Annotated in this window: 23 protein-coding genes; 8 read left to right on the forward strand and 15 right to left on the reverse strand. The window is 73.9% G+C overall.

Going from position 1 to position 23499, the window contains the following annotated elements:
* Positions 1-41 precede the first annotated feature (41 nt).
* The gene (locus VFG42_RS25465) at positions 42-1865 is read left to right on the forward strand and encodes a sensor domain-containing diguanylate cyclase (protein WP_324911653.1); all 1824 of its coding nucleotides are present in this window, start codon (positions 42-44) and stop codon (positions 1863-1865) included.
* A 16-nt stretch (positions 1866-1881) separates the two neighbouring features.
* Here VFG42_RS25465 and VFG42_RS25470 read toward each other — a convergent pair whose 3' ends face one another.
* Complete coding sequence (locus tag VFG42_RS25470) at positions 1882-2793, reverse strand: M28 family metallopeptidase (RefSeq protein WP_324911654.1); 912 nt, start codon at positions 2791-2793, stop codon at positions 1882-1884.
* Between the two features lie 62 nt (positions 2794-2855).
* Positions 2856-3134, reverse strand: coding sequence for an ArsR family transcriptional regulator (locus tag VFG42_RS25475; RefSeq protein ID WP_324911655.1), 279 nt, complete (start codon positions 3132-3134; stop codon positions 2856-2858).
* A gap of 88 nt (positions 3135-3222) precedes the next feature.
* Between VFG42_RS25475 and VFG42_RS25480 the strand changes: the two genes are divergently transcribed.
* Together VFG42_RS25480 and VFG42_RS25485 are read left to right on the forward strand one after the other, a co-directional pair.
* Positions 3223-3519 (forward strand): winged helix-turn-helix domain-containing protein, encoded by a 297-nt coding sequence (locus VFG42_RS25480; RefSeq protein ID WP_324911656.1) that lies wholly within the window; start codon positions 3223-3225, stop codon positions 3517-3519.
* A gap of 107 nt (positions 3520-3626) precedes the next feature.
* Positions 3627-3968 carry a hypothetical protein gene (locus VFG42_RS25485; RefSeq protein ID WP_324911657.1) on the forward strand — a complete coding sequence of 114 codons (342 nt, stop codon included), beginning with the start codon at positions 3627-3629 and terminating at the stop codon, positions 3966-3968.
* Here VFG42_RS25485 and VFG42_RS25490 read toward each other — a convergent pair.
* The 5 genes from VFG42_RS25490 to VFG42_RS25510 form a co-directional block, all read right to left on the reverse strand.
* Positions 3965-4435 (reverse strand): helix-turn-helix domain-containing protein, encoded by a 471-nt coding sequence (locus VFG42_RS25490; RefSeq protein ID WP_324911658.1) that lies wholly within the window; start codon positions 4433-4435, stop codon positions 3965-3967. The two genes, VFG42_RS25485 and VFG42_RS25490, sit on opposite strands and share 4 nt — an antisense overlap.
* Positions 4436-4706: 271 nt before the next feature.
* Entirely contained in the window at positions 4707-4901 is a 195-nt protein-coding gene (locus VFG42_RS25495) for a hypothetical protein (protein WP_324911659.1), read from the reverse strand.
* A 69-nt stretch (positions 4902-4970) separates the two neighbouring features.
* Positions 4971-6377, reverse strand: coding sequence for an FAD-dependent oxidoreductase (locus VFG42_RS25500; RefSeq protein ID WP_324911660.1), 1407 nt, complete (start codon positions 6375-6377; stop codon positions 4971-4973).
* Positions 6378-6665: 288 nt separating this feature from the next.
* Positions 6666-7529, reverse strand: a complete 864-nt coding sequence (locus VFG42_RS25505; RefSeq protein WP_324911661.1) for an ABC transporter permease — start codon at positions 7527-7529, stop codon at positions 6666-6668.
* Entirely contained in the window at positions 7526-8572 is a 1047-nt protein-coding gene (locus VFG42_RS25510) for an ATP-binding cassette domain-containing protein (protein WP_324911662.1), read from the reverse strand. Before VFG42_RS25510 ends, VFG42_RS25505 begins: the two co-directional genes overlap by 4 nt.
* Before the next feature lie 55 nt (positions 8573-8627).
* Here VFG42_RS25510 and VFG42_RS25515 point away from each other — a divergent pair, with 55 nt between their 5' ends.
* Together VFG42_RS25515 and VFG42_RS25520 are read left to right on the forward strand one after the other, a co-directional pair.
* Entirely contained in the window at positions 8628-9353 is a 726-nt protein-coding gene (locus VFG42_RS25515; RefSeq protein ID WP_324911663.1) for a TetR/AcrR family transcriptional regulator, read from the forward strand.
* A 41-nt stretch (positions 9354-9394) separates the two neighbouring features.
* Positions 9395-10228: a siderophore-interacting protein gene (locus VFG42_RS25520; RefSeq protein ID WP_324911664.1), complete on the forward strand. Its 834-nt coding sequence runs from the start codon at positions 9395-9397 to the stop codon at positions 10226-10228.
* A 43-nt stretch (positions 10229-10271) separates the two neighbouring features.
* Here the strand turns inward: VFG42_RS25520 and VFG42_RS25525 are convergent, their stop codons facing one another.
* The 7 genes from VFG42_RS25525 to VFG42_RS25555 all read right to left on the reverse strand — a co-directional run bounded on the left by VFG42_RS25525 (position 10272) and on the right by VFG42_RS25555 (position 17854).
* Positions 10272-10754: a DsbA family protein gene (locus VFG42_RS25525; RefSeq protein ID WP_324911665.1), complete on the reverse strand. Its 483-nt coding sequence runs from the start codon at positions 10752-10754 to the stop codon at positions 10272-10274.
* Positions 10751-12295, reverse strand: coding sequence for a Na+/H+ antiporter (locus VFG42_RS25530; protein WP_324911666.1), 1545 nt, complete (start codon positions 12293-12295; stop codon positions 10751-10753). Before VFG42_RS25530 ends, VFG42_RS25525 begins: the two co-directional genes overlap by 4 nt.
* A gap of 12 nt (positions 12296-12307) precedes the next feature.
* Positions 12308-12625 carry a UBP-type zinc finger domain-containing protein gene (locus VFG42_RS25535; protein ID WP_324911667.1) on the reverse strand — a complete coding sequence of 106 codons (318 nt, stop codon included), beginning with the start codon at positions 12623-12625 and terminating at the stop codon, positions 12308-12310.
* Positions 12622-14079, reverse strand: coding sequence for a sensor histidine kinase (locus tag VFG42_RS25540; RefSeq protein ID WP_324911668.1), 1458 nt, complete (start codon positions 14077-14079; stop codon positions 12622-12624). The genes VFG42_RS25535 and VFG42_RS25540 overlap by 4 nt, the downstream gene beginning before the upstream one ends.
* Positions 14076-15746 (reverse strand): FAD-dependent oxidoreductase, encoded by a 1671-nt coding sequence (locus VFG42_RS25545; RefSeq protein WP_324911669.1) that lies wholly within the window; start codon positions 15744-15746, stop codon positions 14076-14078. The genes VFG42_RS25540 and VFG42_RS25545 overlap by 4 nt, the downstream gene beginning before the upstream one ends.
* Positions 15747-15831: 85 nt before the next feature.
* Positions 15832-16914 (reverse strand): LLM class flavin-dependent oxidoreductase, encoded by a 1083-nt coding sequence (locus VFG42_RS25550; RefSeq protein ID WP_324911670.1) that lies wholly within the window; start codon positions 16912-16914, stop codon positions 15832-15834.
* 22 nt (positions 16915-16936) lie between these two features.
* Entirely contained in the window at positions 16937-17854 is a 918-nt protein-coding gene (locus VFG42_RS25555; RefSeq protein ID WP_324911671.1) for a hypothetical protein, read from the reverse strand.
* A gap of 222 nt (positions 17855-18076) precedes the next feature.
* Here VFG42_RS25555 and VFG42_RS25560 point away from each other — a divergent pair, with 222 nt between their 5' ends.
* On the forward strand, positions 18077-19291 hold the full coding sequence (locus tag VFG42_RS25560; RefSeq protein WP_324911672.1) for a recombinase family protein: 1215 nt from the start codon (positions 18077-18079) through the stop codon (positions 19289-19291).
* A 350-nt stretch (positions 19292-19641) separates the two neighbouring features.
* On the opposite strand, the gene VFG42_RS25565 is transcribed toward VFG42_RS25560, so the two are convergent.
* A complete protein-coding gene (locus VFG42_RS25565; RefSeq protein WP_324911673.1) occupies positions 19642-19989 on the reverse strand; it encodes a hypothetical protein in 348 nt (115 codons plus the stop codon).
* A gap of 139 nt (positions 19990-20128) precedes the next feature.
* Between VFG42_RS25565 and VFG42_RS25570 the strand changes: the two genes are divergently transcribed.
* Positions 20129-22516 carry a hypothetical protein gene (locus tag VFG42_RS25570; protein ID WP_324911674.1) on the forward strand — a complete coding sequence of 796 codons (2388 nt, stop codon included), beginning with the start codon at positions 20129-20131 and terminating at the stop codon, positions 22514-22516.
* Between the two features lie 6 nt (positions 22517-22522).
* Positions 22523-23494 (forward strand): hypothetical protein, encoded by a 972-nt coding sequence (locus VFG42_RS25575; RefSeq protein ID WP_324911675.1) that lies wholly within the window; start codon positions 22523-22525, stop codon positions 23492-23494.
* Positions 23495-23499: the final 5 nt, after the last annotated feature.

Consider the following 23499-nt stretch of genomic DNA (forward strand, 5'->3'; position numbering starts at 1 on the left):
CGGTCGGCCCAGGCCCCGACCGTCCCGCTCCCGTCACCTTCATGGCCACAACCGAACTTCCCGTCTCCCGGTCCGCGCGCCGGCTCCTGCTCCCGTACGGAGCGGCGCTGGTCGTCGTGGTCGGGCTGCTGCCGCTGGAGCAGCACCTCGACCCGGCGGAGGTCGCGTCCGCGCTCGTCCTCCTGGTGGCCGCGGGCGCCGGCCTGGCCGCGTCCGCCTTCGGCCGCCAGCGCCGCGGCACGACGCTCGCGTCGCTGTTCGCGATGCTCGCCGCGACGTTCCTGCTGCGCGAGGGCGTCGGGCCCAGCGCGGGCTTCGGGCCGCTGCTGCTGATGCCCGTGATGTGGGCGGCGCTCGCCCGCCACCGCACCCAGCTCGTGCTCGTCCTGGTCGGCGTCGCGGTCGTCTTCTTCGTCCCGATCCTCGTCGCGTCGGACACGCACCCGTCCAGCGGCTGGCGCGCGGGCGCGCTGATGCTCGTCGTCGCCGCCGCGCTGGGCTTCTCGGTGCTGTCGCTGGTCGAGCACCTGCGCTCGGTCGTCGGCCGGTCGGGGGCGATCCTCGGCGCGATGTCGGAGGGCTTCGCGCTCACGCGCGACGGCGCGATCATCCAGGTCAACCCGGCGCTCACCGCGATCACCGGCTTCGCCGAGCACCAGCTCGTCGGCGCGACCGTGCCGTTCCCGTTCTGGCCCGCGGACTCCTGGGAGCGCAACGCCGAGCTGGTGGCGCGGGTTGTCGCCGACGGCGGCGGCGCGTTCGACATCGAGCTGGTGCGTGCCGACGGCACGCGCTTCCCGGCCGTGATCTCGTGCGTGCCGACGGACCTGGGCGACGGCAGCCGCTCGTTCCTCAACACGGTCCGCGACGTCACCGAGCTGCGCGCCCACGAGGCCGCGCAGCGCCATCACGCCGAGCGGCTGGCGACGATCGCCGACGTCGTGCGCGAGATCGGGCACTGCGACCCGCTCGAGGCGCGCCCGGCGATCTGCCGCACCGCGCTGGCGCTGCTCGACGGCGCCGACGCCGCGTGCCTGTGGGAGAGCGGTCGCGACGCCGACCTGACGTCGACCGCGGCGCGCCCCGAGGCCGGCACGCCCTACCGGGTCGCCGCCGACGCGCACGAGCACGGCGCGCGCGTGACGATGGACAGCGGGCAGCCGCTGTTCGTCGCCGACGCCGCGTCCTCCCCGCACTGCGACCGGCGGCTGGTCTCGCAGCTGGGCGCCGCCTCCGTGCTCTTCCATCCGATCGCCGACTCCGGCGGCGTCCGCGGCGTCCTGGCGATCTCCTGGCCGCGACGGCGCGAGGCGATCGACGACGGCGAGATGATGATGATCGGCGTGCTGGCCGGCGAGGCGGCGCTGGCGATGCAGCGCGCCGACCTGCTCGGGCGCCTGGACGAGCTGACGCGCACCGACGACCTGACCGGCCTGCCCAACCGCCGCGCGTGGGACGAGCTGCTGCGCCAGGAGCTGGCGGTCGCCGAGCGCCAGGGCCAGCCGTTGTCGGTGGCCATGCTCGACCTCGACCACTTCAAGGCCTACAACGACCGCCACGGCCACCTGGCCGGCGACCGGCTGCTGCGCGCGGCGGCCGCGGTGTGGAGCGGCTCGCTGCGGGCGACCGACGTGCTGGCGCGCTGGGGCGGCGAGGAGTTCGCGCTGCTGCTGCCCGCCTGCGACACCGTCGGCGCGACCGCGCTGATCGAGCGGCTGCGCGGGACGCTGCCCGACGGCGTGACGTTCTCGGCCGGCCTGGTGACCTCGCCGGGCGGCGAGGAGCCGGGCGCGCTGATGGACGCCGCCGACCGCGCGCTCTACCAGGCCAAAGCCGCGGGACGCGACCGCGTGGTTTCGGCCTAGGCGCCGGGCGGTTCCCCTACTTGTAGGTGCGCAGCAGCTCGACGACGGTCTCCCCCACCGCGTCGATCGCGCGCTCCGACAGCTGGTCGTAGGTGTCGCGGATGGTGTCCTTGACGGGATAGGACCAGTCGATGAAGTCGACGGCCGGGGTCCCGGCGGCCAGGAACGGCGAGTGGTCGTCGATGATCGACGTCTCCGGGACGTTGGGGAAGACCGCCCCGACGCCGACGCGGCGGGCCGCCACGCGGACGGTCGACCAGAGCCGGGCGTTGGACGTGGCCTCGCGCGGCAGGCGGACGCCGCGGTTGCCCATGTAGTCGAGCAGGAGCATCGCGCGCGTCTGCCCCGGATGGGCGTTCACGTAGGCCTTGGATCCGCGCAGCGCGTCGCGGTAGAAGTCGTTGGTGGGAAACGGCTCCTCCTCGCCGTCGAAGAGCACGAAGTCGATCTCGGGCGCGTCCTTGGGACGCTTCATGGCCTTCAGGTCGCGCGCGACCTCGATCACCGTGCCGACCGCGGCGGCCGCGTCGTTGGCGCCGACGAAGCCCTTGGGGTGGTACTCGGTGTCGTAGTGCGCGCCGAGCACGATCGCGGGCTGCGTCCCGGGCAGCCGGCCGACGATGTTCCTCAGCGGGTGGGTCGGATCGGCGACCGGGACGTCCTCGAAGTGGGCGTCGGGCAGCTTGGCGCGCAGCTTCTCGGCGACGCGGCGCAGCTGCGGCGAGCCCGCGGGCCGCTGGCCGGCGGCGAGCTGGAGGCGGACGGTCGCCAGCGCCCGGCCGGCGTCGAAGCGGTCGACCGTCGGGGTCGGCGTCGGCGAGCGCGCGATCGCCTCATGGCCGTGGCCGTGACGGGTGAAGAGGAACGCCAGGATGGCGACCTGGAGCACCGCGAGGACCACCACGCGGCGAAGCGAGATGTAGGCCACCGGCGCATTCTGCCCGCTCGGCGCCGACGGCGCGACGGTCGGCGGCGACCGGCGCGGCCGGGTCAGCCCTGGCGGCCGGCGTCGTCGAGCCGCGCGAGCCGCACGGCGACCTCCGCCCATCCCCGACCGGTGGTGGCCAGCGCGCCGCGGCGCGTGCCGGCGGCGACGAGGCCGACGTCGTGCAGGACGGCCAGCGCCTGCTCGACCTCGGGCTCGGTCACGCCGGTCGCGGCGGCCAGCTCGGCGGGCGTGCCCTCGCGGGCCTCGAGCGCGACGAGCAGCGCGAGCCGGAGCGGGTGGGCGATCGCGGCGAGCACGCGCGCCGGGACCGGCTCAGCCATCGCACTGCGCGAGCACTCGGAGTTCTCGTCCACACCGCATGTCGAGGTGGTCGACCGCCGGACGGCGTAGGGTCGGACGACGCCGCCCATGCTCGACCCCGACTTCCTGGCCGCGATCGGCCATCCCGTGCGTCTGCGCGCGCTCGTCCTGTTCGAGCGCGCGCCGGGCAGCGCGAGCGACCTCGCGGCGCTGTCGGGGCTCACGACCAGCGCGACCGCCTACCACGTGCGCCGTCTCGCCGACGCCGGTCTGATCGTGGAGGCCGGGACCCGCGGGGCCGGGGCCGGCGCCGAGCGCCTGTGGCGCACGCGCGCGACGGGATGGTCCGGGCTGGAGGACCTGCTGGTCGAGGCGGTCCGCGAGCCGCCATCCGGCGACGGTTGAGATCGCCGCTTCTGTCGAGGACGAACAGGAATGGCCGGAATATAGCCAGTAGGCACAAAGCTGTCAACTCCTGACCGATTCTGTCCCCGTACGGTCAAGAGCTCCACGTGCTCGAGCAGGACGAGATCCGGCGGCGCATCCGCGCCGCGATGGCGCTGGCCGACATCAACTCCTGGGAGGAGCTGGCGGCGCGCACGCCGCTGAGCCGCTCCACGCTGAAGGACCTCGGGACGGTCCGCGGCCGCGCCGAGGAGACGCACCTGCGCGTGATCGCCGCCGCGTGCCACCTGCCCTACGCCTGGTTCACCGTCCCCGACATCGGCGACGCGGTCGAGCGCGAGGACGAGGACCCGACGGTGGCCGAGCGCATCGAGGCGCTCGAGCGGACGGTCGCCGCGCTCGTGCGTCGCGACGCCGCGGGACCACCGCCGGGCCCGGCGGCGACCTAACCCTGTCGCCGCGCGTCGGCGCGCGCGAGCGCCTCGGCCACGATCTGCTGCACCTCGGGGGACAGCTGCGCGATGATCGCCGTCAACCGCTCACGGGCGACGTCGTCGATCACGGCCGGCCGCGGATAGCCGCCATCGGGGTCGGGCAGGGTCAACGCGCCGCAGAGTCCGAGCAGCTGCGTGACCGGGTCGGTGAGCCGGATGTCCCCCTGGCTGCCGGGGACGAGCGCGTAGAAGTGCTCGACCGCGCCACGGACGCGGCCCTCGTCGGCCAACTCGACGAGCCCGGCGGAGACCAAGGTGCGGACGTGATAGGCCGTCGAGCCCAGCGTGGTGCCCGTGATCCGGGCCAGCTGGGTCGGACTGATCGGCTGCCCGTAGCTGCGCATCACGTCCAGGATCTGATCCCGGGCGGGATGGGGTCGCAGCGACGCGCGGCGTTCGGCCTTTTCCTTCTTGGTCGCCATGGACCGGCAAAGTAGCTTCGCGTTCGCGACCGGGCAAACGCTACTTCACAGTCAAATTCGGTCAGCGATCACCGTCGCGGCGACGGCTGACCAGCCGGTCGAGCGCGGCGACGACCCACGTGCCGAGAGCGACGATCGTCGCGAGCCCCATCAGGCGCCGGTGTCGCCGGACCAAGTCATCAAGTGCTGACTTTAGCATCGGCAGGATCGCCCCTCAACTCGAGGCGCCCACCGACGGCGACGGCGACGGCGACGTCGCGGCGCCGAGCGGCTAGAAGTCGTCGGGGTCCGGCTCGTCCTCGGTGAAGATCGTCTTCAGCGGGTGGCGGAGCAGGACCCCGAGCTTGCCGCGGTCCTCGGCATCGAGCGTGAAGTACACGCCGATGCCGCCGACGACGATCGCGAACGCGCCCGCGCCGGTGGCCAGGAGGATCTGCGTCGTGCCCGACGCGAGGATCGTGGTCATGGGCCGACGGTAGAGCAGACGCGCCGTCGGTGCTCGCGCGGGTGCCCGTTCGCGGGCCCGCGCGGCGCCCTACCCCGCGGTCGTCGCGCGCGAGCGCTCGAACAGGTCCGCGAGCCGCACGAGCTTGACGCGCGGCCGACCGTGGGGCTCGCCGCTGGCCTTCTCGTGGGCGTCGATCGCCTGCCAGCCCGCCCACGTCACGGCGTCCGGCGCGCGCTCGGCGTAGAAGGCGGCGATCGCGTCGGGGTCGGTGATCGCCGGCGCGTTCAGCTTGCCCGCGTCGCGGTCCTCGACGATCTTGGCGACCGTGTCGGCGGCGTCCTTCTTGTTGGTGCCGATGACGCCGGACGGCCCGCGCTTGATCCAGCCGACGACGTACTCGCCGGAGTGCGCGTCGCCGGACGCGTCGCAGACGCGGCCGCCGTCGTTGCGGATCAGCCCGCGGCGGTCGTCGAAGGGCACGTCGTCGACGGGCCTGCCGCGGTAGCCGATCGAGCGCAGGACCAGCCCGCACTCGATGACCTCCTCGTCGCCGGTGGCGACCGCGCTGAGGCGCCCGCCCTCCCCCGCCTGGATCTCGTTGCGCACCACCTTGATGCCGGTGACCGCGCCGTCCTGGCCCTCGCCGAGGATCTCCACCGGCGAGCGCAGGAACTTCAACACGATCCTGTGCGACGCGTCCTTGGGCGAGGCGGCCGCGTACTCGCGCAGCACCTCGACGTTGCGCTGCGCGGTCGGGTCGGCCTCCTCCTGAAGCCACTTCGCCGACGCCGCGTCCAGCTCCAGGTCGGTGATGTCGACCTCGACGCCCGCGCGCTCCAGGTCGGCCAGCTCGCGCAGCTCGGGGTTGGTGAACGCGGCCTGCGCCGGGCCGCGGCGGCCCAGCAGCACGACCTCGGTGACCTTCGACGCGGCCAGCACCTCGATCGCGTGGTCGGCGGTGTCGGTCGGCGCCAGCTCGTCGGGATGCAGCACGAGCATGCGCGCGACGTCCATCGCGACGTTGCCGTTGCCGATGACCACCGCGCGCTCGACGTCCAGGTTGTAGTCGTAGTCGGCGGCGTCCGGGTGGCCGTTGTACCAGGCGACGAACTGCGTGGCGCCGTGGACGCCCGGGCGGTCCTCGCCGGGGATCCCGAGGCGGTTGTCGTCGCTGGTGCCCAGCGCGTAGAGCACGACGTCGTAGCGCTCCAGCAGCTCGGCGCGCCGGATGTGCTCGCCGAGCCTGATCCCGCCGAAGAACCGGAAGCCGTCCTTCTTGGCCGTCTTCTCGTAGACGCGCGTGACCGACTTGATCTTCGGGTGGTCGGGCGCGACGCCCGCGCGCACGAGGCCGAACGGCGTCGGCAGCGCGTCGAGCACGTCGACCTCGAAGCCCGCGCCCAGAAGCTGGTCGGCGGCGTAGAAGCCGGACGGGCCGGCGCCGACGATCACGGCGCGCGGCGAGGGGGCGGAATCAGGGGCGATGTCGGTCATGGCGATAGGTGATCCGGAAGAAGGGATTTAGCCGGATCCCCGACTCTAGCGATCGGATATGGGAGCACGCTGTGCGCCTCCTGTCGACACGGCAGGAGGTCGTCCGGGCCGGCGGGCGACACGGAGCCCCCGGTGCTCGCGCGCCACGCCATGAGGGCACGCGGGGCACCGGAGGTTCCGCGGGGGAATCCGCCACCTTGGGCCGGGACCCAAGCGGGAGAGGGGTCAGAGGGGGTCGAGGGACGGGCCGGCCGCCGGCGCGGACGCGCCGCGCGACCGGCCCGACACCTAGGACTTGATCGAGCGCTGGTACTGCACGACGGCCAGCGGCGCGCACACCACGACGATCGCGATCGCCCAGATGAACGTGTACGCGACCGGATGCTGCAGCGACCACGCGCCGGAGGTCGGCAGCGTGCCGCCGGGGTTGTCGAACAGGTGGCGCAGCGCGTTGGCCAGCGACGACGTCGGGTTCCACTCGGCGATCGTCTTCAGCACGCCCGGCAGCGTCGAGGTCGGCACGAACGTCGAGGCGATGAACGTGATCGGGAAGATCACGACGAACGCGACGCCCTGCACGCCCTCCGGCGTCCGCACGAGCGAGCCGAGCAGCACGCCGATCCAGATCATCGCGAACGAGAACAGGACCATCAGCCCGTAGGCGCCGAGCGCGTCCAGCACGCCGGAGTGGATCCGCCAGCCGACCACGAGGCCGGTGAGCGTCATGAACGTGATCGGCAGGAACGAGCGGATCAGGTTCGCCACCGCGTGCCCGGCGAGCACGCTCGCGCGCGGGATCGGCAGCGAGTGGAAGCGGTCGATCGCGCCGTTGTTGCGGTCGTTGGACAGCGCCAACGCGACGCCGAAGCAGCCGAACACGATCGTCTGGGCGAAGATTCCGCCCATCAGGAACTCCTTGTAGCTCCCGCCGCCCGGCACGCTGATCGCCCCGCCGAAGACGTAGGCGAACAGCAGCACGAACATGACCGGCTGGATCGTCGCGTCCGACAGCGCCTCCGGCTGGCGGCGCATGTGGAGGATCCCGCGCCGGGCGATAACCCAGGTGTCGGAGAGGAACGTGGCCCGGGCGCTCTCGCGGCGGGCGGGGGCGGGCGCGGGCGCGGAGCCCGCGGTGGCGGCCTGGGTGCTCATCGTGCGGCCTCCTCGGCGACGGGAACGGATGGGTCGGCGGCGCCGTCGGCGGACTGGTCCTCCGCGGGCTTGCCGGTCAGGGTCAGGAAGACGTCGTCGAGCGTCGGCTGGGCCAGGCCGAGGTCCTCGACCGCGATGCCCGCCTCGCCGAGCGCGTCGGCCAGCGCGCCGAGGGCGGTGACGCCGCGGCCCGCGCCATCGCCGTCGGCGCCCGCGCCGTCGGCCTCGACCGCCGCCGCGACGACCGAGCGCGCGCCCGGGTCGACGACCGGCGCGGCGCCCACGACGCGCTCGACGATCCGCGCGACCTCGCCGACGTCGTCGCGCCGGGCGACGATCACGCGCAGCTGGTCGCCGCCGACCTGGCGCTTGAGCGAGCGCGCGTCGCCGCGCGCGATCACGCGCCCGTGGTCGACGACCACGATGTCGTCGGCCAGGCGGTCGGCCTCTTCGAGGTACTGCGTGGTCAGCAGCAGCGTGGCGCCGCCGGCGACGAGCTGGTCCAGCACGTCCCACAGCTCGTTGCGCGCACGCGGGTCCAGGCCGGTCGTCGGCTCGTCGAGGAACAGCACCTCGGGCTCGGCGACGAGCGTCGCCGCGAGGTCCAGGCGCCGGCGCATGCCGCCCGAGTACTCCTTGGCGAGCTTGCCGGCGGCGTCGGTCAGCGAGAACTGCTCCAGCAGCTCGGTCGCGCGCGCCTTGGCGTGCTTGCGCCCGAGGTGGTGCAGCTCGCCGATCATCACCAGGTTCTCGTGGCCGGTGAGCAGCTCGTCGACCGTCGCGTCCTGCGCGGCCAGGCCGAGGCGGCGACGGACGGCGACGGGGTCGGCGACCACGTCGTGGCCGGCCACGCGCGCGGTGCCGGCGTCGGGGAGGGTGAGGGTGGTGAGGACGCGGACGGCCGTCGTCTTGCCGGCGCCGTTGGGGCCGAGCAGGGCGCACACCGCGCCGCGCGCGACGTCGAGGTCGACGCCATCCAGCGCGCGCTTTTCGCCGTAGCGCTTCACGAGCCCGTGGGCTTCGATGGCAGGGGGAGGGGTCACGCGCAGGAGGGTGCCACGCTGGACGGAAGATTTCAATGGGTGTAAATTTGCCCCCGTGGGATCTTCTTCGACCGGCCATAATGGAGTGGGCGTCCCGCCGGCCGGCCTGCGCGCGTGGAAGAAGGCGCGCACGCGCACCACGATCTCCGACGTCGCGACCGGCCTCTTCATGCGCGACAGCTTCGAGCAGGTCACGGTCGCCCAGATCGCCGCGGCGGCCGAGGTGTCGGTCAAGACGGTGTTCAACTACTTCCCGTCGAAGGAGGACCTCTTCTTCGACCGCGCCGACGACGTCATCGGCGCGCTGGCCGACGCGATCGTCGAGCGGCCCGCGGGCGAGACGATCGTCGGCGCGCTGCACCGGCTGCTCGCCGACCGCCGCGTGCCCTTCGACGCGTCGGGCTGGCGGGCGCTGCGCGACCCGGAGGCCTACGAGGGGTTCCGGCGCTACCTGGAGACCGAGGAGCGGTCGCCCGCGCTGCGGACGCGGCGGCTGGTGATCTCCGAGCTGTGGACGGCGCGCCTGGCCCAGCTGATCGCCCACCAGCTCGGGCTGCCGGCCGGCGATCCGCGGGCGACGACGCTGGCGACGATGGTCATCGCGGCGATGACGCTGCGGGCGCGGACGCTGGCGGCGGCGATGATGGCGCGCCTCAGCGCGCGGACGGTGGAGAAGCGTGTGCGCGCGGTGGTCGACGAGGCCTTCGAGCGGCTCGCGGTCGCCTTCGCCGACGTCGACCTGCCGCGCGAGGCCGACGCCGCGGCGCGGAGCGCGCCCTGAATCCGGGCGGTTCCGGGCGCCCGGCCGCTATACCGATCGGCATGGCCGAACCTGCCGCATTCCCCGCCCCGCCCCGCCGCGACCGCTCGCCGCGCCTGGCGCACGTCGTCTCGACCGCGCGCGTGTCGCCCCACCTCGTCCGGGTCGTCCTCGGCGGTGAGGGCCTGGCCGGCTTCGGCGCGGGCGAGTTCACCGACCACTACGTCAAGCTGCACCTCCCGCCCCAGGGCGCCGACTACCGGGCGCCGTTCGACGCCGAGGTCGTCAAGGCGTCGCACCCGCGCGAGCACTGGCCGCGCACGCGCACCTACACCGTGCGCGCGTGGGACGCCGAGCGCGGCGAGCTGACGATCGACTTCGTCGTCCACGGCGACGAGGGCGTCGCGGGCCCGTGGGCGCTGGCCGCCCAGCCGGGCGACCCGATCCAGCTCAACGGGCCCGGCGGCGCCTACGCGCCCGATCCCGACGCCGACTGGCACCTGCTCGTCGGCGACCTCGCGGTCCTGCCCGCGATCTCGGCGGCGCTGCCGCGCATCCCGGCCGGCGTGCCCGCGCACGTGCTGATCGAGGCCGCGCCGGAGGACCGCGCCGAGCTGGAGTCCCCCGCCGACCTGCGCGTCACCTGGGTGGAGCCGGGCGGGCTGCCCGCCGCCGTGGAGGCGCTGGCGTTCCCCGCGGGCCGCGTCCACCCGTTCGTGCACGGCGAGGCGAGCGACGTGCGCGCCATCCGCCGCCATCTGCTCGTCGACCGCGGCGTGGCCAAGGAGGGGATCTCGATCTCCGGCTACTGGAAGCGCACCCGCACCGAGGAGGGTTGGCGCGAGGACAAGCAGGAGTGGAACCGCCAGGTCGAGGCGGACCTGACGGCCGGCTGAGCGGCGACGCGACCGGCGGCGCCTGACGCCGGCGGCCTGCCGATCACCACAGGACGTCGAGCAGCGCCTCGCGGTCGTAGAACCCCGTGTAGCGCTCGCCGTCGAGGAACAGGCCGGGCGTGCCGGTGACGCCCTGCGCGAGCCCGGCCTGGCGGTCCTCCTCGACGGCGGCGGCGAGCGCCGGGTCGGCGACGTCGGCGGCGAAGCGCGCCACGTCCAGCCCCAGCTCCGAGGCGTAGGCCTCGAGGTCTTCGTCGGTCACGGCGTCGAAGCGCGCGAAGAGGAGGTCGTGCATCTCCCAGAAACGGCCCTGGCGCCCGGCGGCCTCGGCGGCGCGGGCGGTCGCCTCGGCGCGCGGGTGCTTCTCGCGGATCGGGAAGTGGCGGACGCGCAGCCGCACGCGGCCGGCCAGGTCGTCCAACACCACCGACTTGATCGCGCCGTGCGCGGCGCGGCAGTAGGGGCACTGGAAGTCCAGGTACTCCAACAGCTCGCGGTCGCCGGTCCCCCGCACCCAGTCGGTCATGCCGCCAGCCTCGCCCTCAGACGCTCTTCCTCGAGATCCAGCTCGCGATCGACGGCGAGCTTGACGCTGTTGTCGATCGACCCGTCGTTGCGCGCGTCGGCCAGCGCCGAGCGCTCGACCGCCAGCAGGTGGACGCGGAAGCGCAGCCACGCCGCGACGTCGGACTGCTCGTCGGCCACGCCCAGCCGGCAGGCGCCCGCGAGCTGCTGCGCGCGCGTCGAGTACAGCTCGCGCGCCCGCTCGACCAGCGCGGGCGAGATCTCGCTGTCGGCCGGGATGTCGGCGATCCGGTCGAGCACGGTCGTGACGGTCTCGAAGCGCGCCATCGCCGAGGCGCGCTCGCTCGGCACGGCCGCGTCGGGCGGCAGCAGCCACCGCGCGAGGAACCCGAGCGAGAGGCCCTGGCCGACGAGCGTCACCGCGATCACGATGAACGTGATCGCCAGGATCTCGTCGCGGACCGGGAACGGACCGCCCCCGTCGACGGTCAGCGGGATCGACAGCGCGGCGGCCAGCGAGATCGCGCCCCGCATCCCCGACCAGCCGACCACCAGCCGCTCGCGCACCGGCAGGCGGCGCAGGACCAAGGACACCAGGACGCGCACGACCGTGACCGCGGCGACGACGGCGAGCGCGGCCACGACGACGTCGCCGACCGAGCCGGTCAGCGCCTCGAACGTGTCGCGCGCCTGGAAGCCGACGAGCACGAACAGCGCCGACTCCATCAAGAACGTCAGGATCTCCCAGAACGTCCGGCCCTCCAGCCGCACGCTCGACGACGCGAGCCGCGAGTCGTGGGCGGCGACGAAGAAGCCGGTCGCGACGACCGCGAGCACGCCGGAGACGTGCAGCTCCTCGGCGGCGACGTAGCCGACGTAGGGCGTCAGCAGCGTCACGGTGATCTCGATCAGCGAGTCGTCGATCCGGCGCCGCAGCCAGCCGGTCACCCAGCCGACGAGCGAGCCGACCGCGACGCCCGCGATCGACACCCAGAAGAACTCGCCGACGCCGTGCCAGACGCTGAACGTCCCGGCGACGCCGGCGGCGATGGCCAGGCGCAGCGTGACCAGGCCGGTCGCGTCGTTGACCAGCGACTCGCCCTCGACGACGGCCAGCACGCGCTCGGGCGCACCGAGCCGGCGGAAGACCGCGGTCGCGGCGATGGCGTCGGTCGGCGCGATCGCGGCGCCGAGCGCGAAGGCGCCCGGCCACGTCATGCCGCTCACCAACGCGTGGGCGACCACGGCCGCGACGGCGATCGTCACCGCGACCAGCCCGATCGCCAGGATCCCCAGCTCCTCGACGCGGTCGACGACCCGCTTGTGCCCGGCGCGGTAGGCCGCCGCGTGGATCAGCGGCGGCACGAAGATCAAGAACACGATGTCGGGGTCGAGCTTGACGTCGGGCGCGCCGGGCACGAACGCCAGCGCCGCCCCGCCGAGCACCTGCACGACCGGGTACGGCACGCCGATCGCCCGCGCGCCCCAGGCCAGCAGGGCGACCGCGACGAGCACGGCGATGAGGGCCTGGGTCAGCTCCAAGGCGCTACGAGGCTACGCGAGCATCGGCGACGGCGGGATGCGCGTCGACCCGGTGATCTGCGGGATGCGGAAGCCGATCTCGTCGACGAAGCACCAGCACCAGTCCTCGCCGGGCTCCAGCGAGCGGATGATCGGGTGCTCGGCCGAGCGGGCGTGGGCCGTGGCGTGCTTGTGCGGCGAGTCGTCGCAGCAGCCGACGTGGCCGCAGGTCAGGCAGATCCGCAGGTGCAGCCAGACCCCGCCGGAGGCCAGGCAGTCCTCGCAGCCCGCCACCTCCTCCGGCAGCTCGGTGATCTCGATGCTGTCCAGGTGCGTGCAGCTGCTGCTCATGGCGTGGGCTCCTGTTCTGCGTTCGTGGCGGTGGCAGTGGCGGCGGCGGGCGCGGCGATCGGCAGCCAGACGTGGAACGTCGTCCCGTTCGGGCCGGTGTCGAAGGCGAGGCTGCCGTCGTGGCGCTCCTCGACGATACGCCGGACCGTGTCCAACCCGAGGCCGGTCCCGCGCCCGACCTCCTTGGTGGTGTAGAACGGCTCCAGCACGCGACGGCGCGCCTCCTCCGGGATGCCGGGGCCGTCGTCGGCGACGTCCACGCGGACGCACGGGCCGTCGCGACGGGTCGTGATCGTGATCGTCCCGCGGCCGTCGAGCGCGTCGACCGCGTTGTCGATGAGGTTGGTCCACACCTGGTTCAGCTCGGACCCGTGGACGGCCAGCCGCGGCAGGTCCTCCGCGAAGTCCTTGCGCACCTCGATCCGGGTGTGCTTGAGCTTGTGCCCCATCACCTTGATGGTGGCGACGATCCCCTCGCGGACGTCGGCCTGCACGAGCGCGCCCCGGTCCATGTAGGAGTAGGTCTTGATCGCGCCGACCAGGTCGGACATCCGCGTGGCGGACTCCTGCAGCTCGTCGGCCAGGCCGCGCGCGCTGAGCGTCGCGCTGACCCAGGCCAGCGCCTTGGTCAGCGCCGGCCCGGCGGCGTCGGCGACCTCGTCCAGCCAGGCGTCGTCGACGCCGGCGGCGGCCAGCGTCTCGGCGAAGCGCCACGGCTCCTCGACGCCGAGGTCCTCGAGCTTGTCCAACATGTCGTCCTCGGCGTCGGCGGCGTCGACGGTCGAGAGCGCGGGACGGTCGGCGGCCGCCCGCGCCGCGCGCTGCTGGAGCGCGACGAGCCGCTCGGCGTCCTCGCGCTCGATGCCCGCCGCGACGAACGCCTTGATCACGTGCATGACGACGTCGAGCGTGTCGGCCAGCTGCGCGGCGGCGCGCTTGACCGCGGCCGCGGGGTTGTTCAGCTCGTGGGCCAGCCCGGCGGCCATCGTGCCCAGCGAGGCCAGGCGCTCGCGGTCGTTGTCGATCTGCGCCAGCCGCGCGGTGACCGGCCCGATCGCCCGCATGATCCGCCGGTGCACGGCGCGGTCGGTGAGCGCCAGGTCGATGAACTGCTCGGAGGGCACGAGGCCGACGACGCAGTCGGTCTCGCTGACGATGCGCACGCCGATCGGCGACTCGGTGAGCGCGGAGATCGCCTGCGCCCAGGTCGGCGCCTCCTGGTGGCCGATCGGCTCGTAGCGGTCCTCGCCGGCGGCCTTGTACATGCGGAAGCGCCCGTCGAAGAGCAGCAGCAGGCCGCGCGGCGACGTGTCGGCCTCGGCGATGACCTCGTCGGCGGCGACGGCGAACGCGACCGTGGCGTCGGCCCAGCGCGCCAGCGCCTCGTCGTCCAGGTCGTCGAAGAGGTCGACGCGCCGCAGGTCGGCGACGGTGACCGGCACCAGCGGGGTCATGCGGCGGCCAGGTACTCGTGGATGAGCGAGACGGCCATCGAGCCCTCCCCCACCGCGCTGGCGACGCGCTTGATCGAGCGGGCGCGGACGTCGCCGGCGACGAAGACGCCGGGGACGCTGGTCTCCAGGATGTAGGGGTCGCGCTTCAGCGGCCAGCCGGCGGCGCGCGCGTCGGCGCCCGCGAGGATGAAGCCGCGGTCGTCGCGCGCGACGACGTCCTCCAGCCAGGAGGTGCGCGGCGCGGCGCCGACGAAGACGAAGCAGGCGTCGACGCGCTCGGTCGCCTCGGCCCCGTCCGGCCCGCGGGTCGTCAGCTCCTCCAGGCGGCCGTCGGCGCCATGGGCGGCGGTGGCCTGCGTGTTGGTGCGGACCTCGATGTTCGGCAGCCCGGCGATCTGCTCGATCAGGTAGTTGGACATCGACTTGGCCAGGCTGTCGGCCCGGACCAGCATGATGACCTTGGTCGCGAAGTTGGAGAAGTAGACCGCGGCCTGGCCGGCGGAGTTGGCGCCGCCGATGATCACGACGGTCTGGCGCGCGCACGACCGGGCCTCGGTGAGCGCCGCGCCGTAGTACACCCCGGCGCCGGTCAGCGCGTCGAAGCCGGGCGTGTCGAGCTTGCGGTAGGAGACGCCGGAGGCGATCAGCACGGTGTTGGCCGACAGCGCGCCGCCGCCGCTGAGGCGCACGAGGCGGCCGGTGCCCTCGACGTCCAGCGCGACCGCGTCCTGGACGGTCAGCAGCTCGGCGCCCAGGCGGCGGGCCTGGTCGGTGGCGCGGCGCGCGAGGTCGGAGCCGCTCAGCCCGGTCGGGAAGCCCAGGTAGTTCTCGATGCGCGAGGACGTGCCCGCCTGCCCGCCCGGCGCCTCGCGCTCGACCATCACGGTGGACAACCCCTCGGAGGCGCCGTAGACCGCGGCGGCCAGCCCGGCCGGGCCGCCGCCGACGATGACCAGGTCGTAGTGGTCGGTCGCCGGCTGGGCGGCGACGCCGAGGCGCTCGGCCAGCTCCAGCACGGTCGGGCGCTCCAGCACGCTGCCGTCCTCCAGCAGCGCGACCGGCAGGCCGCCCTCGTCCACGCCCGCGACCTTCAGCAGCTCGCGCGCCTCGCCGTCGCGCTCGATGTCCAGCCAGCGGCCGGGGACGCGGTTGCGCGCCAGGAAGTCGCGCAGGTCGTGGGCGGGCTTGGAGAAGCGGTGGCCGACGACGCGCACGCCGCCGGACTCCAGCGCGGCGCCGGACTCCCAGGTCTCCAGCAGGTCGGAGACGACCGGGTACAGCTCCTCCTCGGGCGGATCCCACGGCTTGAGCAGGTAGTAGTCCAACGCGACCTCGTTGATGGCCTTGATCGCCGCGTCGGTGTCGGCGTAGGCGGTCAGCAGGACGCGCTTGGCGTCGGGCGCGAGCTTGCGGGCCTCGACGAGGTACTCGGTCCCGCTGAGGCCGGGCATGCGCTGGTCGGCGATCAGCAGCGCGATCTGGTCGCCGCGGGCGACCAGCTCCTTGACGACGTCCAGCGCCTCCTCGCCCGAGCCCGCGCGCAGGACGCGATAGCGCTCTCCGAACCGGCGGCGCAGGTCGCGGGCGACGGCGGCGAGGACCGCGGGCTCGTCGTCGACGGCGACGATCGCGGGCCGGCGGGTGCGTTCGGGAGCGTCGGAGGACATCTGCCCGGCAGCTTCTCATGCCCGTCCACGCCCGGTGAGGCGCGGACGGGCGGGCAGGCCCGATCGGTCGACCGGGCGCCGCGGCCTAGGCGGAGGGCGCGGCGGCGGCGGTGGCGGTGGCGTCGTCCGCGGTGGCGGCGGCGCTCGCCTCGCGGCGGGCGACCTCGGCGCGGACGACCGGCGCGACCTCGGTGCCGAAGCGCTCCATCGCCGCCAGGACGTCGGCGTGGGCGACCGAGCCCAGCGAGATGTGGCCGAGGTAGCGCTGGTTGCCGAACAGCTCGTGGCCGTGGAGGATCTTCTCGGCGACCTGCTCGGAGGACCCGGCGTGCAGCGCACCCCGCGGCGAGCGCATGGCCCGGAACTCCTCCAGGCCCGACGGCGGCCAGCCGCGCTCGCGGCCGATGCGGTTCATCGACTCCAGGTAGCCGGGCGCGAAGCGCTGGTCGGCCTCCTGCTCGTCGGCGCCGACGTAGGTATGGGTGTTGATCGCGATGCGGGCGTCGGCGGGGTCGTGGCCGACCGCCTCCCAGGCCTCGCGGTACAACTCGACCAGCGGCCGGAAGCGCTCCAGCTGTCCGCCGATGATCGCGATCGTCAGCGGCAGGCCCAGCGACGCGGCGCGGACCACCGACTGCGGCGAGCCGCCGACGGCGACCCAGACCGGCAGCGGGTCCTGGACCGGGCGCGGGTAGATGGAGGCGTTGTCGAGCGCCGGGCGGAACTTGCCCGACCAGGTGACCGGGTTGCCGTCGCGCAGCGCGAGCAGCAGCTCGAGGTTCTCGAGGTAGAGGTCGTCGTAGTCGTCCAGGCTCTTGCCGAACAGCGGGAAGGACTCGATGAACGAGCCGCGGCCGGCCATGATCTCGGCGCGGCCGCCGGAGATCAGGTCGATCTCGGCGAACTGCTGGAAGACGCGGACGGGATCCTCGGAGCTGAGGACCGTGACGGCGGAGGAGAGGCGGATCTTCTCGGTGATGGCGGCCGCGGCGCCGAGGGCGACCGACGGCGAGGAGATCAGGTAGTCGGGGCGGTGATGCTCCCCGATGGCGAAGACGTCGAGCCCCAGCTCGTCGGCGAGCTTGACCTCCTCCAAGAGGTCGCGCATCCGCTGCTGGGGGCTCATGCCGGCCGGGAGGTCGGCGAAGGTGGCGAGGCCGAGTTCCATGATGCGACCCATTGTAGCGCAGTTAGTTGCGCGCGCAACCACCTGATCCGGCGGTCGTCGCCCCGGACAGCACGAGCACCTGCAGGCACGTCGCGACCAGCCGCGTCGTGGCGTGGCCGAGGCGCTCGACGAGCGTGGCGCCGTGCTCGGCGTGCAGCGCCAACAGCGGGACCGGCGGCTGGTGCAGCGCCACGGCGCAGTCCTCCACGACCGTGACCGCGCCGGTCAACACGTACATCAACCATTCCGACCAGTCGGCGTCGCCGGGGCGCGACCACAACCGCTCGGCGGTCGCCACCGCGTGGGCCTCGGCCAGGACGCGGGCGCGCTCGAACGCCAGCTCGCCGTCGCTCGCCGGGTCGTGGACGACGGCGCCCGCGGTCAGCGCCACGGCGGCCAGGTCCGACAGCGCGGCGAGCACCACGGCCGGCGGGTGCTCGTCGCCGACCGGGTCCTCCCCCGCCGCCACGCAGACGCGCCCGAGCGCGGCGCCGACGAGCAGGGCGTCGTCCACCGCGCTGAGGGCCGGCGCGGCGGGCAGGCGCACGGGCTCGCGCGCGACGCGACCGGCGGCGACCGCCAGCGCGCCGGGCGACAGCGGCACGCCCTCACCGCCGAGCGCGAGGCCCTCCAGGAGCGGCGGGTCGTCGCCGCCCGCGGGCGCGAACGGCAGGCGCTCGAGCACGGTGGTCTCGGCGCCCCGCAGGACGAGGTGGTCGAGCGTCGCGCCGAGGTCGGCGAAGCGCTCGACGCCGACCGCCGCCTCCGGGTGGCGCGCGCAGATCGCCGACAGCGGCGACGGCTCCGGCGTCGTCCACGTCAGGCGCGGTGGGCCGGGCACCGCCTCCGGGACGGGCGCCGCGCCCGCCGCGACCAGGGCGCGGGCGAGGGCGGCGACGGCGCGGGGCGGACCGTTGAGGACCAGTCGATGATGGTGCATGTCGACAGGGTCGGGACGCCGGCCGCGGGGATCGCCGGTCCGGGCGCCCCCGGCGCGGAGGCTGCACAGGTTCCGCGCGTTCGGTGCGCAGGCTCGGGGCCGCCCGGAGGACGCGATGCGCGGGCCCCGTGGTCCGTTCCCCAACACGTCGCGTCAACCCCCTTCACCCCGGCGGTCGCCGGGTCTATCTTCGACGAAGGCAGCGGGAGGCAGGAAGGACCTATGAGGACCCAGACGCTCCCTGTCCCAACCCCGAACGCCGTCCCGGCGCTCGGCTTCGCGGCCGATCCTCGAGCCACCGGCGAGCTTGCCGCCGCGTGTGCCCGGTTCGGCATCGACCTGCTCGCGGTCACCGACGACGATCCGCTGGACGCGCTCGATGCCGACGCGGTCGGTTGCCTGGTCGTCGGCTCGCTCGGCGACCTGCCCGACGTGACCGCGGTGCTGGAGCGCGTCGATGCCGACGGCCTGCGGCTGATCGCGCTCGACATCGGCCTGGACACCGCCGCCGACACCGGCCGCGTCGCGCTGCGACGCCGGTCGCGGCCGCTTCCACCGTGGCTGGTCCCGGCGCGCGACGAGCCCGACGACGAGCCCGGCGAGGGGACGCCGGACGCCGCCGCCGAGCCGATCGCGCCGGAGCCCGAGCCCGAGCCGGAGATCGAGCCCGAGCCCGAGCAGGACCCCGAGCCCGAGCCCGAGGAGGAACCCGAGCCCGAGCGAGAGCCCGAGCCGGTCGCCGCGCCGGCGCCCGCGCCCGTCCGCGCCACGCGCGCGATCGGGTACGCCTCGGCCGCCGGCTCGCGCGACCACGCCGCGCTCGACATGCGCCGCCAGCGCGCGGCGATCGAGTCGTGCTGCGGTCGTCCCGACCTCGACCTCGTCGAGCTGGTCGGCGACCGCGAGTCCCGCGAGGGCAAGGCGCTGGACCGGCCCGGCCTCTCGCACGTGCTGCAGCGCATCGCCGCGGGCGAGGCGTCGTGCGTGGTCGTCACCGGCCTCGACCACCTCTCGCGGTCGGTGGCCGAGCTGGGCCGCCTGATCGACTGGCTGGACCGCATGGAGGTCCGGCTGGTGGCGCTCGACCTGGACCTGGACACCTCCACCCCGCACGGCCGGACCGCCGCCCGCGCGCTCGCCTCGGTCGGCGCGTGGGAGCGCGAGCGGCTCTCCGAGCGGACCCGCGCCGGCCTGGCCGCCGCGCGCGCCAAGCGGCACAAGCCGACGGGCGCCGCGGCCCAGCGCACGGCCGAGCTGCACCGCCGGATCGCGGCCATGCGCGCCGACGGCATGACGCTGCAGGCGATCGCCGATGTCCTCAACGGCGAGGGCGTCCCGACGCTGCGCGGCGGCGCGAAGTGGCGGCCGTCCAGCGTCCAGAGCGCGGCGGGCTACAAGCGGCCCAAGCGCACGCGCCTGCCTGAGAGCGACACCTAGGCATTTCCGCAGGCGGTCGGGTTGCGTAAAGCCCGGCCGCCTTGCGCGGCTCGCCCGTTGACGCCGATACTGGCCAGCGAGCATTCGGGCACGATCAGATGCCCCCGGCGAAGTCGGAGACCGGGGGACCGTGTCGGGCCCGAGCCCCCGCAGACGCACCGGGGGCGTCGTCTTTCGATGAGCCGAGCGGACGCCGTCCGCCCGGCGGGCGCGCACCGCTGCCCGCAACAGCTGCAGACCATCGAAAGGAGCTAGATGAGCGCTCGACGCTTCATCGCTCTGGGTGCCAGCGTGGCAGCGCTGGTGATCGGTGGACCGATCGCAAACGCGTACGCGTCCAGCTCAGCCGGTCAGACGAACGCCTCGTCGTCCTCCTCCCAGGGCTCCAACACCGGGACCACGTCCCAGGGTGCGAGCCAGACGCAGTCCGCTGCCTCGCCGTCGTGCACGGCGGGTTGTGGCGGGTCCGGCCAGACCCAGCAGCTCTCGCAGTCCTCCGACACCGCGCAGAGCGCAAGCTCCAGCGCCAACGCCACCCAGAACGGCGTCAACGCGAACGTCCCCGTGACGGTCAGCGGTGACGGCGTGTCCGTCGGTTCCCTGCAGATCGGGAACCAGGCCCCGAGCGGCTCGAGCTCTGCCTCGCAGAACCTGAGCAACTCGGCCTCCTCGTCCGCGTCCAACACGGCGACCACCACCCAGAGCGGAACCCAGTCGCAGACCAGCAGCTCCAGCTGCCAGGTCGGCTGCGGCGGCTCCGGGCAGGCGCAGTCGTCGTCTCAGGACGCGTCCACGAAGCAGGCCGCGAGCTCGACGGCCAACGCGACGCAGAAGGGTGTGAACGCCAACGTGCCGGTCATCGTGGCCGGCGGGAGCGTCTCCGGCGGCTCGAGTTCTGCCACGCAGGACAACAGCAACTCGGCGACCTCCTCGGCGTCCAACACGGCGTCCACGACCCAGTCCTCCAACCAGTCGCAGGCAGCCGACAACAGCTGCACCGCGGGCTGCGGAGGCTCGGGCCAGGCGCAGGACAGCAGTCAGAAGGCGAGCACCGGGCAGTCCGCGGACAGCACGGCGACCGCCACGCAGAACGGCGTCAACGCGAACGTCCCGGTCGTCGTGGCCGGTGGCAACGTCACCGGTGGGGACACCTCCGCCGACCAGACGCTCAGCAACTCGGCGAGCTCGGAGGCGTCCAACTCCGCCGACACCACCCAGAACGGCCCGCAGACGCAGACCAGCAGCTCCAGCTGCCAGGTCGGCTGCGGCGGCCCCGGTCAGGCCCAGTCGTCTGACCAGAGCGCCGACACCACGCAGGGCGCCACCTCGACGGCCACGGCCGACCAGAACGGCGTCAACGCGAACACACCGGTGTCCGTGAACGGTGGGGACTACGCCGGGGGCAGCAGCTCTGCCTCGCAGGACAACGGCAACTCGGCGAAGTCCAGCGCCACCAACAGCGCCGCGACCACACAGACCTCCGACCAGACCCAGTCCAGCAGCGGCAGCTGCGCGGCCGGGTGTGGCGGAAGCGGTCAGGCGCAGTCGGCGACGCAGTCCGCGTCGACGGATCAGACCGCGGACTCCAAGGGCGACGCGACGCAGACCGGAACGAACGCCAATTCCCCGGTCACGCTCGTCGACCCGCCCAGCTCTGCCTCGCAGACGCTGAGCAACACCGCCGACTCGTCGGCGACCAACACCGCGTCCACGGACCAGTCCGCCGCCCAGCACCAGTCCAGCAGCGACAGCTGCATGGCCGGGTGTGGCGGGTCGGGCCAGGCCCAGGACGCGACGCAGCACAGCACCACGTCGCAGGACGCGACGTCGGGTGCCACCGCCGACCAGAAGGGCACGAACGCCAACGCCGCGGGCGCGGGCGATCAGACCCTCGACAACACGGCCACCTCGAAGGCGTCCAACGGCGCCTCGACCTCCCAGGATCCCGACCAGACCCAGTCCAGCAGCGATCGCTGCGAGGCCGGGTGCGGCGGCTCCGGGCAGGCGCAGTCGTCCGACCAGAAGGCGTCCACGGACCAGTCCGCGGGCTCCTCGGCCGACGCGACGCAGGCGGGGACCAACGCGGTCGGCGTGCAGGACAACTCCAACACCGCGGACTCGTCGGCGAAGAACACCGCGTCGACGGACCAGGGCACGACGCAGAAGCAGTCGAGCAGCGACAGCTGCACGGCCGGCTGCGGCGGCTCGGGTCAGGCCCAGGACGCGACGCAGACCGCGTCCACGAGCCAGAACGCGAAGTCGGAGGGCACCGCGGACCAGACCGGCACGAACACGGCCGGTGAGCAGACGCTGGACAACTCGGCGAAGTCCGACGCGTCCAACAGCGCGAGCACGACCCAGGATCCCGACCAGACCCAGTCGAGCAGCGACAGCTGCATGGTGGGCTGCGGCGGCTCCGGGCAGGCGCAGTCCGCGGACCAGACGGCCGGCACCGATCAGTCGGCCGCCTCGGCGGCGAACGGCACGCAGAAGGCCGACAACACCGCCGGGACGCAGACCGCCTCGAACACCGCCGACTCGTCGTCCACCAACGGCGCGTCGACGGACCAGACCACGTCGCAGGACCAGTCGAGCAGCGACAGCTGCATGGCCGGCTGCGGCGGGAGCGGACAGGCCCAGAAGTCGTCTCAGGACGCCTCCACGGGCCAGTGCGCGACGTCCGAGGCCAATGCCGATCAGGCCGGCACGAACATGGCCGGCTCGCAGATGTTGGACAACTCGGGCTCGTCCGCCGCGTCCAACACCGCCGGCACCACCCAGGATCCCGACCAGACCCAGTCCAGCAGCGGCAGCAGCGGGGCAGGGTCCGGCGGCTCCGGGCAGGCGCAGGCCGCGGACCAGTCGGCCTCGACCGACCAGTCCGCCGACTCCGTCGGCACCGCGACCCAGAAGGGCACGAACGCCGGTGGTGAGCAGGGCCTGAAGAACACGGCGGACTCGTCCGCCACCAACAAGGCGACCACGGACCAGGGCCTCAAGCAGGGCCAGTCCGCCGGTGCGGCCGATCCGGCGACGGCCCCCTGGGCCCCGTCGGGCGGCTCGTCCGGCGGGGCGGCCGGCAACGGCGGCCCCGGCCAGGCGCAGGACGCGTCGCAGCACGCGACCACGCGCCAGGACGCCCGCTCCAAGGCGACGGCCGATCAGACCGGCACGAACGCCTCGGTTCCCGACCCGGGCGCGGAGGATGTCCTCGCGCGCGCATAGGGAGGCATGAGCGTGAACCCGCGCTCGGCGTCGCTCGCCGGTCGGCCCTTCCCGGGCCGGCCGGCGGTGGCGTGCTGCTCCTCGTTGTTGATGATCTTGATTCTGGCGCTGCCGGCGCGCGCGGACGCCGCCGCCAACGCGAGCGTCACGATCCAGCTGCTGTGGCAGGTCCAGCAGGGGTGCGCGACGCAGTGCGTCGGCACCAGCCAGACCCAGACCGCGGTGCAGACGGCGACCGTGCTGCAGATCGCGGCCACGTCGCAAGCCGGCGGCACCGCTCAGAACTCCAACGCGGTGATCCAGCTGATCGTGCAGTCGCAGCTCGGGTGCGTGGCCTTCTGCACCCAGACCACGCGCGTGCAGAGCGCGACCCAGTCCACCGACGTGACGCAGCTGGCGGCGGCGATCGCCGACGCGGTGGCGTCCAACCGCTCGACGATCTCCCAGATCGTCTGGCAGTACCAGGACGGCTGCCTGCAGGCGTGCGACGACGTGTCGGCCACGCAGGTCGTCCAGCAGGCGGCGGCGACCGTGCAGGACGCGGGGTCCGGCGCGGACACCGCCCCGACCGTCGCCGACGGGCCGCCGCTGCCACCGCAGCTGCAGAGCTTCATGACGTGGCTGGCGTCGGTCGCCGGCGGGGCGGTGGTGGACGTCGCGCAGGAGCAGGACGTCGCCGCCTGCCTGAAGGACTGCGACGGCGGCGTGCAGGTGCAGATCAGCGTCCAGCAGGCGGTCGTGGGGCAGGCGAGCGTGGACGGCGACGCCGGGACGGCGGTCGTCACGCGGACGCCGGCGACGACCGCGAGCGCGACCGTGCCCGTGGCGGCGTCGGCGCCGGCGAGCACGCCGACGCCCGCGGCGCCGGCCGCCCACCGCGGCACGCGAAGGAAGGCGCATCGGCCGGGGCACCGGGGCCGATGGTTCGTCATCAGGCACCGGCGACCGCCTAGAGGAGGGATCCAGCGTGTGCGGTAGGCGAA

It is taken from the genome of Baekduia sp. (genome assembly GCF_035685985.1).
In the GTDB taxonomy this organism is placed as follows: Bacteria; Actinomycetota; Thermoleophilia; order Solirubrobacterales; family Solirubrobacteraceae; genus Baekduia.

What these genes read in the sequence shown, in the direction of transcription:
- VFG42_RS25465 (WP_324911653.1), top strand. Translation starts at nt 42, where the DNA reads ATGGCCACAACCGAACTTCCCGTCTCCCGGTCCGCGCGCCGGCTCCTG.
- VFG42_RS25475 (WP_324911655.1), bottom strand. Translation starts at nt 3,134, where the DNA reads ATGGCTGAGCCGGTCCCGGCGCGCGTGCTCGCCGCGATCGCCCACCCG.
- VFG42_RS25480 (WP_324911656.1), top strand. Translation starts at nt 3,223, where the DNA reads ATGCTCGACCCCGACTTCCTGGCCGCGATCGGCCATCCCGTGCGTCTG.
- VFG42_RS25490 (WP_324911658.1), bottom strand. Translation starts at nt 4,435, where the DNA reads ATGGCGACCAAGAAGGAAAAGGCCGAACGCCGCGCGTCGCTGCGACCC.
- VFG42_RS25495 (WP_324911659.1), bottom strand. Translation starts at nt 4,901, where the DNA reads ATGACCACGATCCTCGCGTCGGGCACGACGCAGATCCTCCTGGCCACC.
- VFG42_RS25500 (WP_324911660.1), bottom strand. Translation starts at nt 6,377, where the DNA reads ATGACCGACATCGCCCCTGATTCCGCCCCCTCGCCGCGCGCCGTGATC.
- VFG42_RS25505 (WP_324911661.1), bottom strand. Translation starts at nt 7,529, where the DNA reads ATGAGCACCCAGGCCGCCACCGCGGGCTCCGCGCCCGCGCCCGCCCCC.
- VFG42_RS25520 (WP_324911664.1), top strand. Translation starts at nt 9,395, where the DNA reads ATGGCCGAACCTGCCGCATTCCCCGCCCCGCCCCGCCGCGACCGCTCG.
- VFG42_RS25525 (WP_324911665.1), bottom strand. Translation starts at nt 10,754, where the DNA reads ATGACCGACTGGGTGCGGGGGACCGGCGACCGCGAGCTGTTGGAGTAC.
- VFG42_RS25535 (WP_324911667.1), bottom strand. Translation starts at nt 12,625, where the DNA reads ATGAGCAGCAGCTGCACGCACCTGGACAGCATCGAGATCACCGAGCTG.
- VFG42_RS25540 (WP_324911668.1), bottom strand. Translation starts at nt 14,079, where the DNA reads ATGACCCCGCTGGTGCCGGTCACCGTCGCCGACCTGCGGCGCGTCGAC.
- VFG42_RS25545 (WP_324911669.1), bottom strand. Translation starts at nt 15,746, where the DNA reads ATGTCCTCCGACGCTCCCGAACGCACCCGCCGGCCCGCGATCGTCGCC.
- VFG42_RS25550 (WP_324911670.1), bottom strand. Translation starts at nt 16,914, where the DNA reads ATGGAACTCGGCCTCGCCACCTTCGCCGACCTCCCGGCCGGCATGAGC.
- VFG42_RS25555 (WP_324911671.1), bottom strand. Translation starts at nt 17,854, where the DNA reads ATGCACCATCATCGACTGGTCCTCAACGGTCCGCCCCGCGCCGTCGCC.
- VFG42_RS25560 (WP_324911672.1), top strand. Translation starts at nt 18,077, where the DNA reads ATGAGGACCCAGACGCTCCCTGTCCCAACCCCGAACGCCGTCCCGGCG.
- VFG42_RS25575 (WP_324911675.1), top strand. Translation starts at nt 22,523, where the DNA reads ATGAGCGTGAACCCGCGCTCGGCGTCGCTCGCCGGTCGGCCCTTCCCG.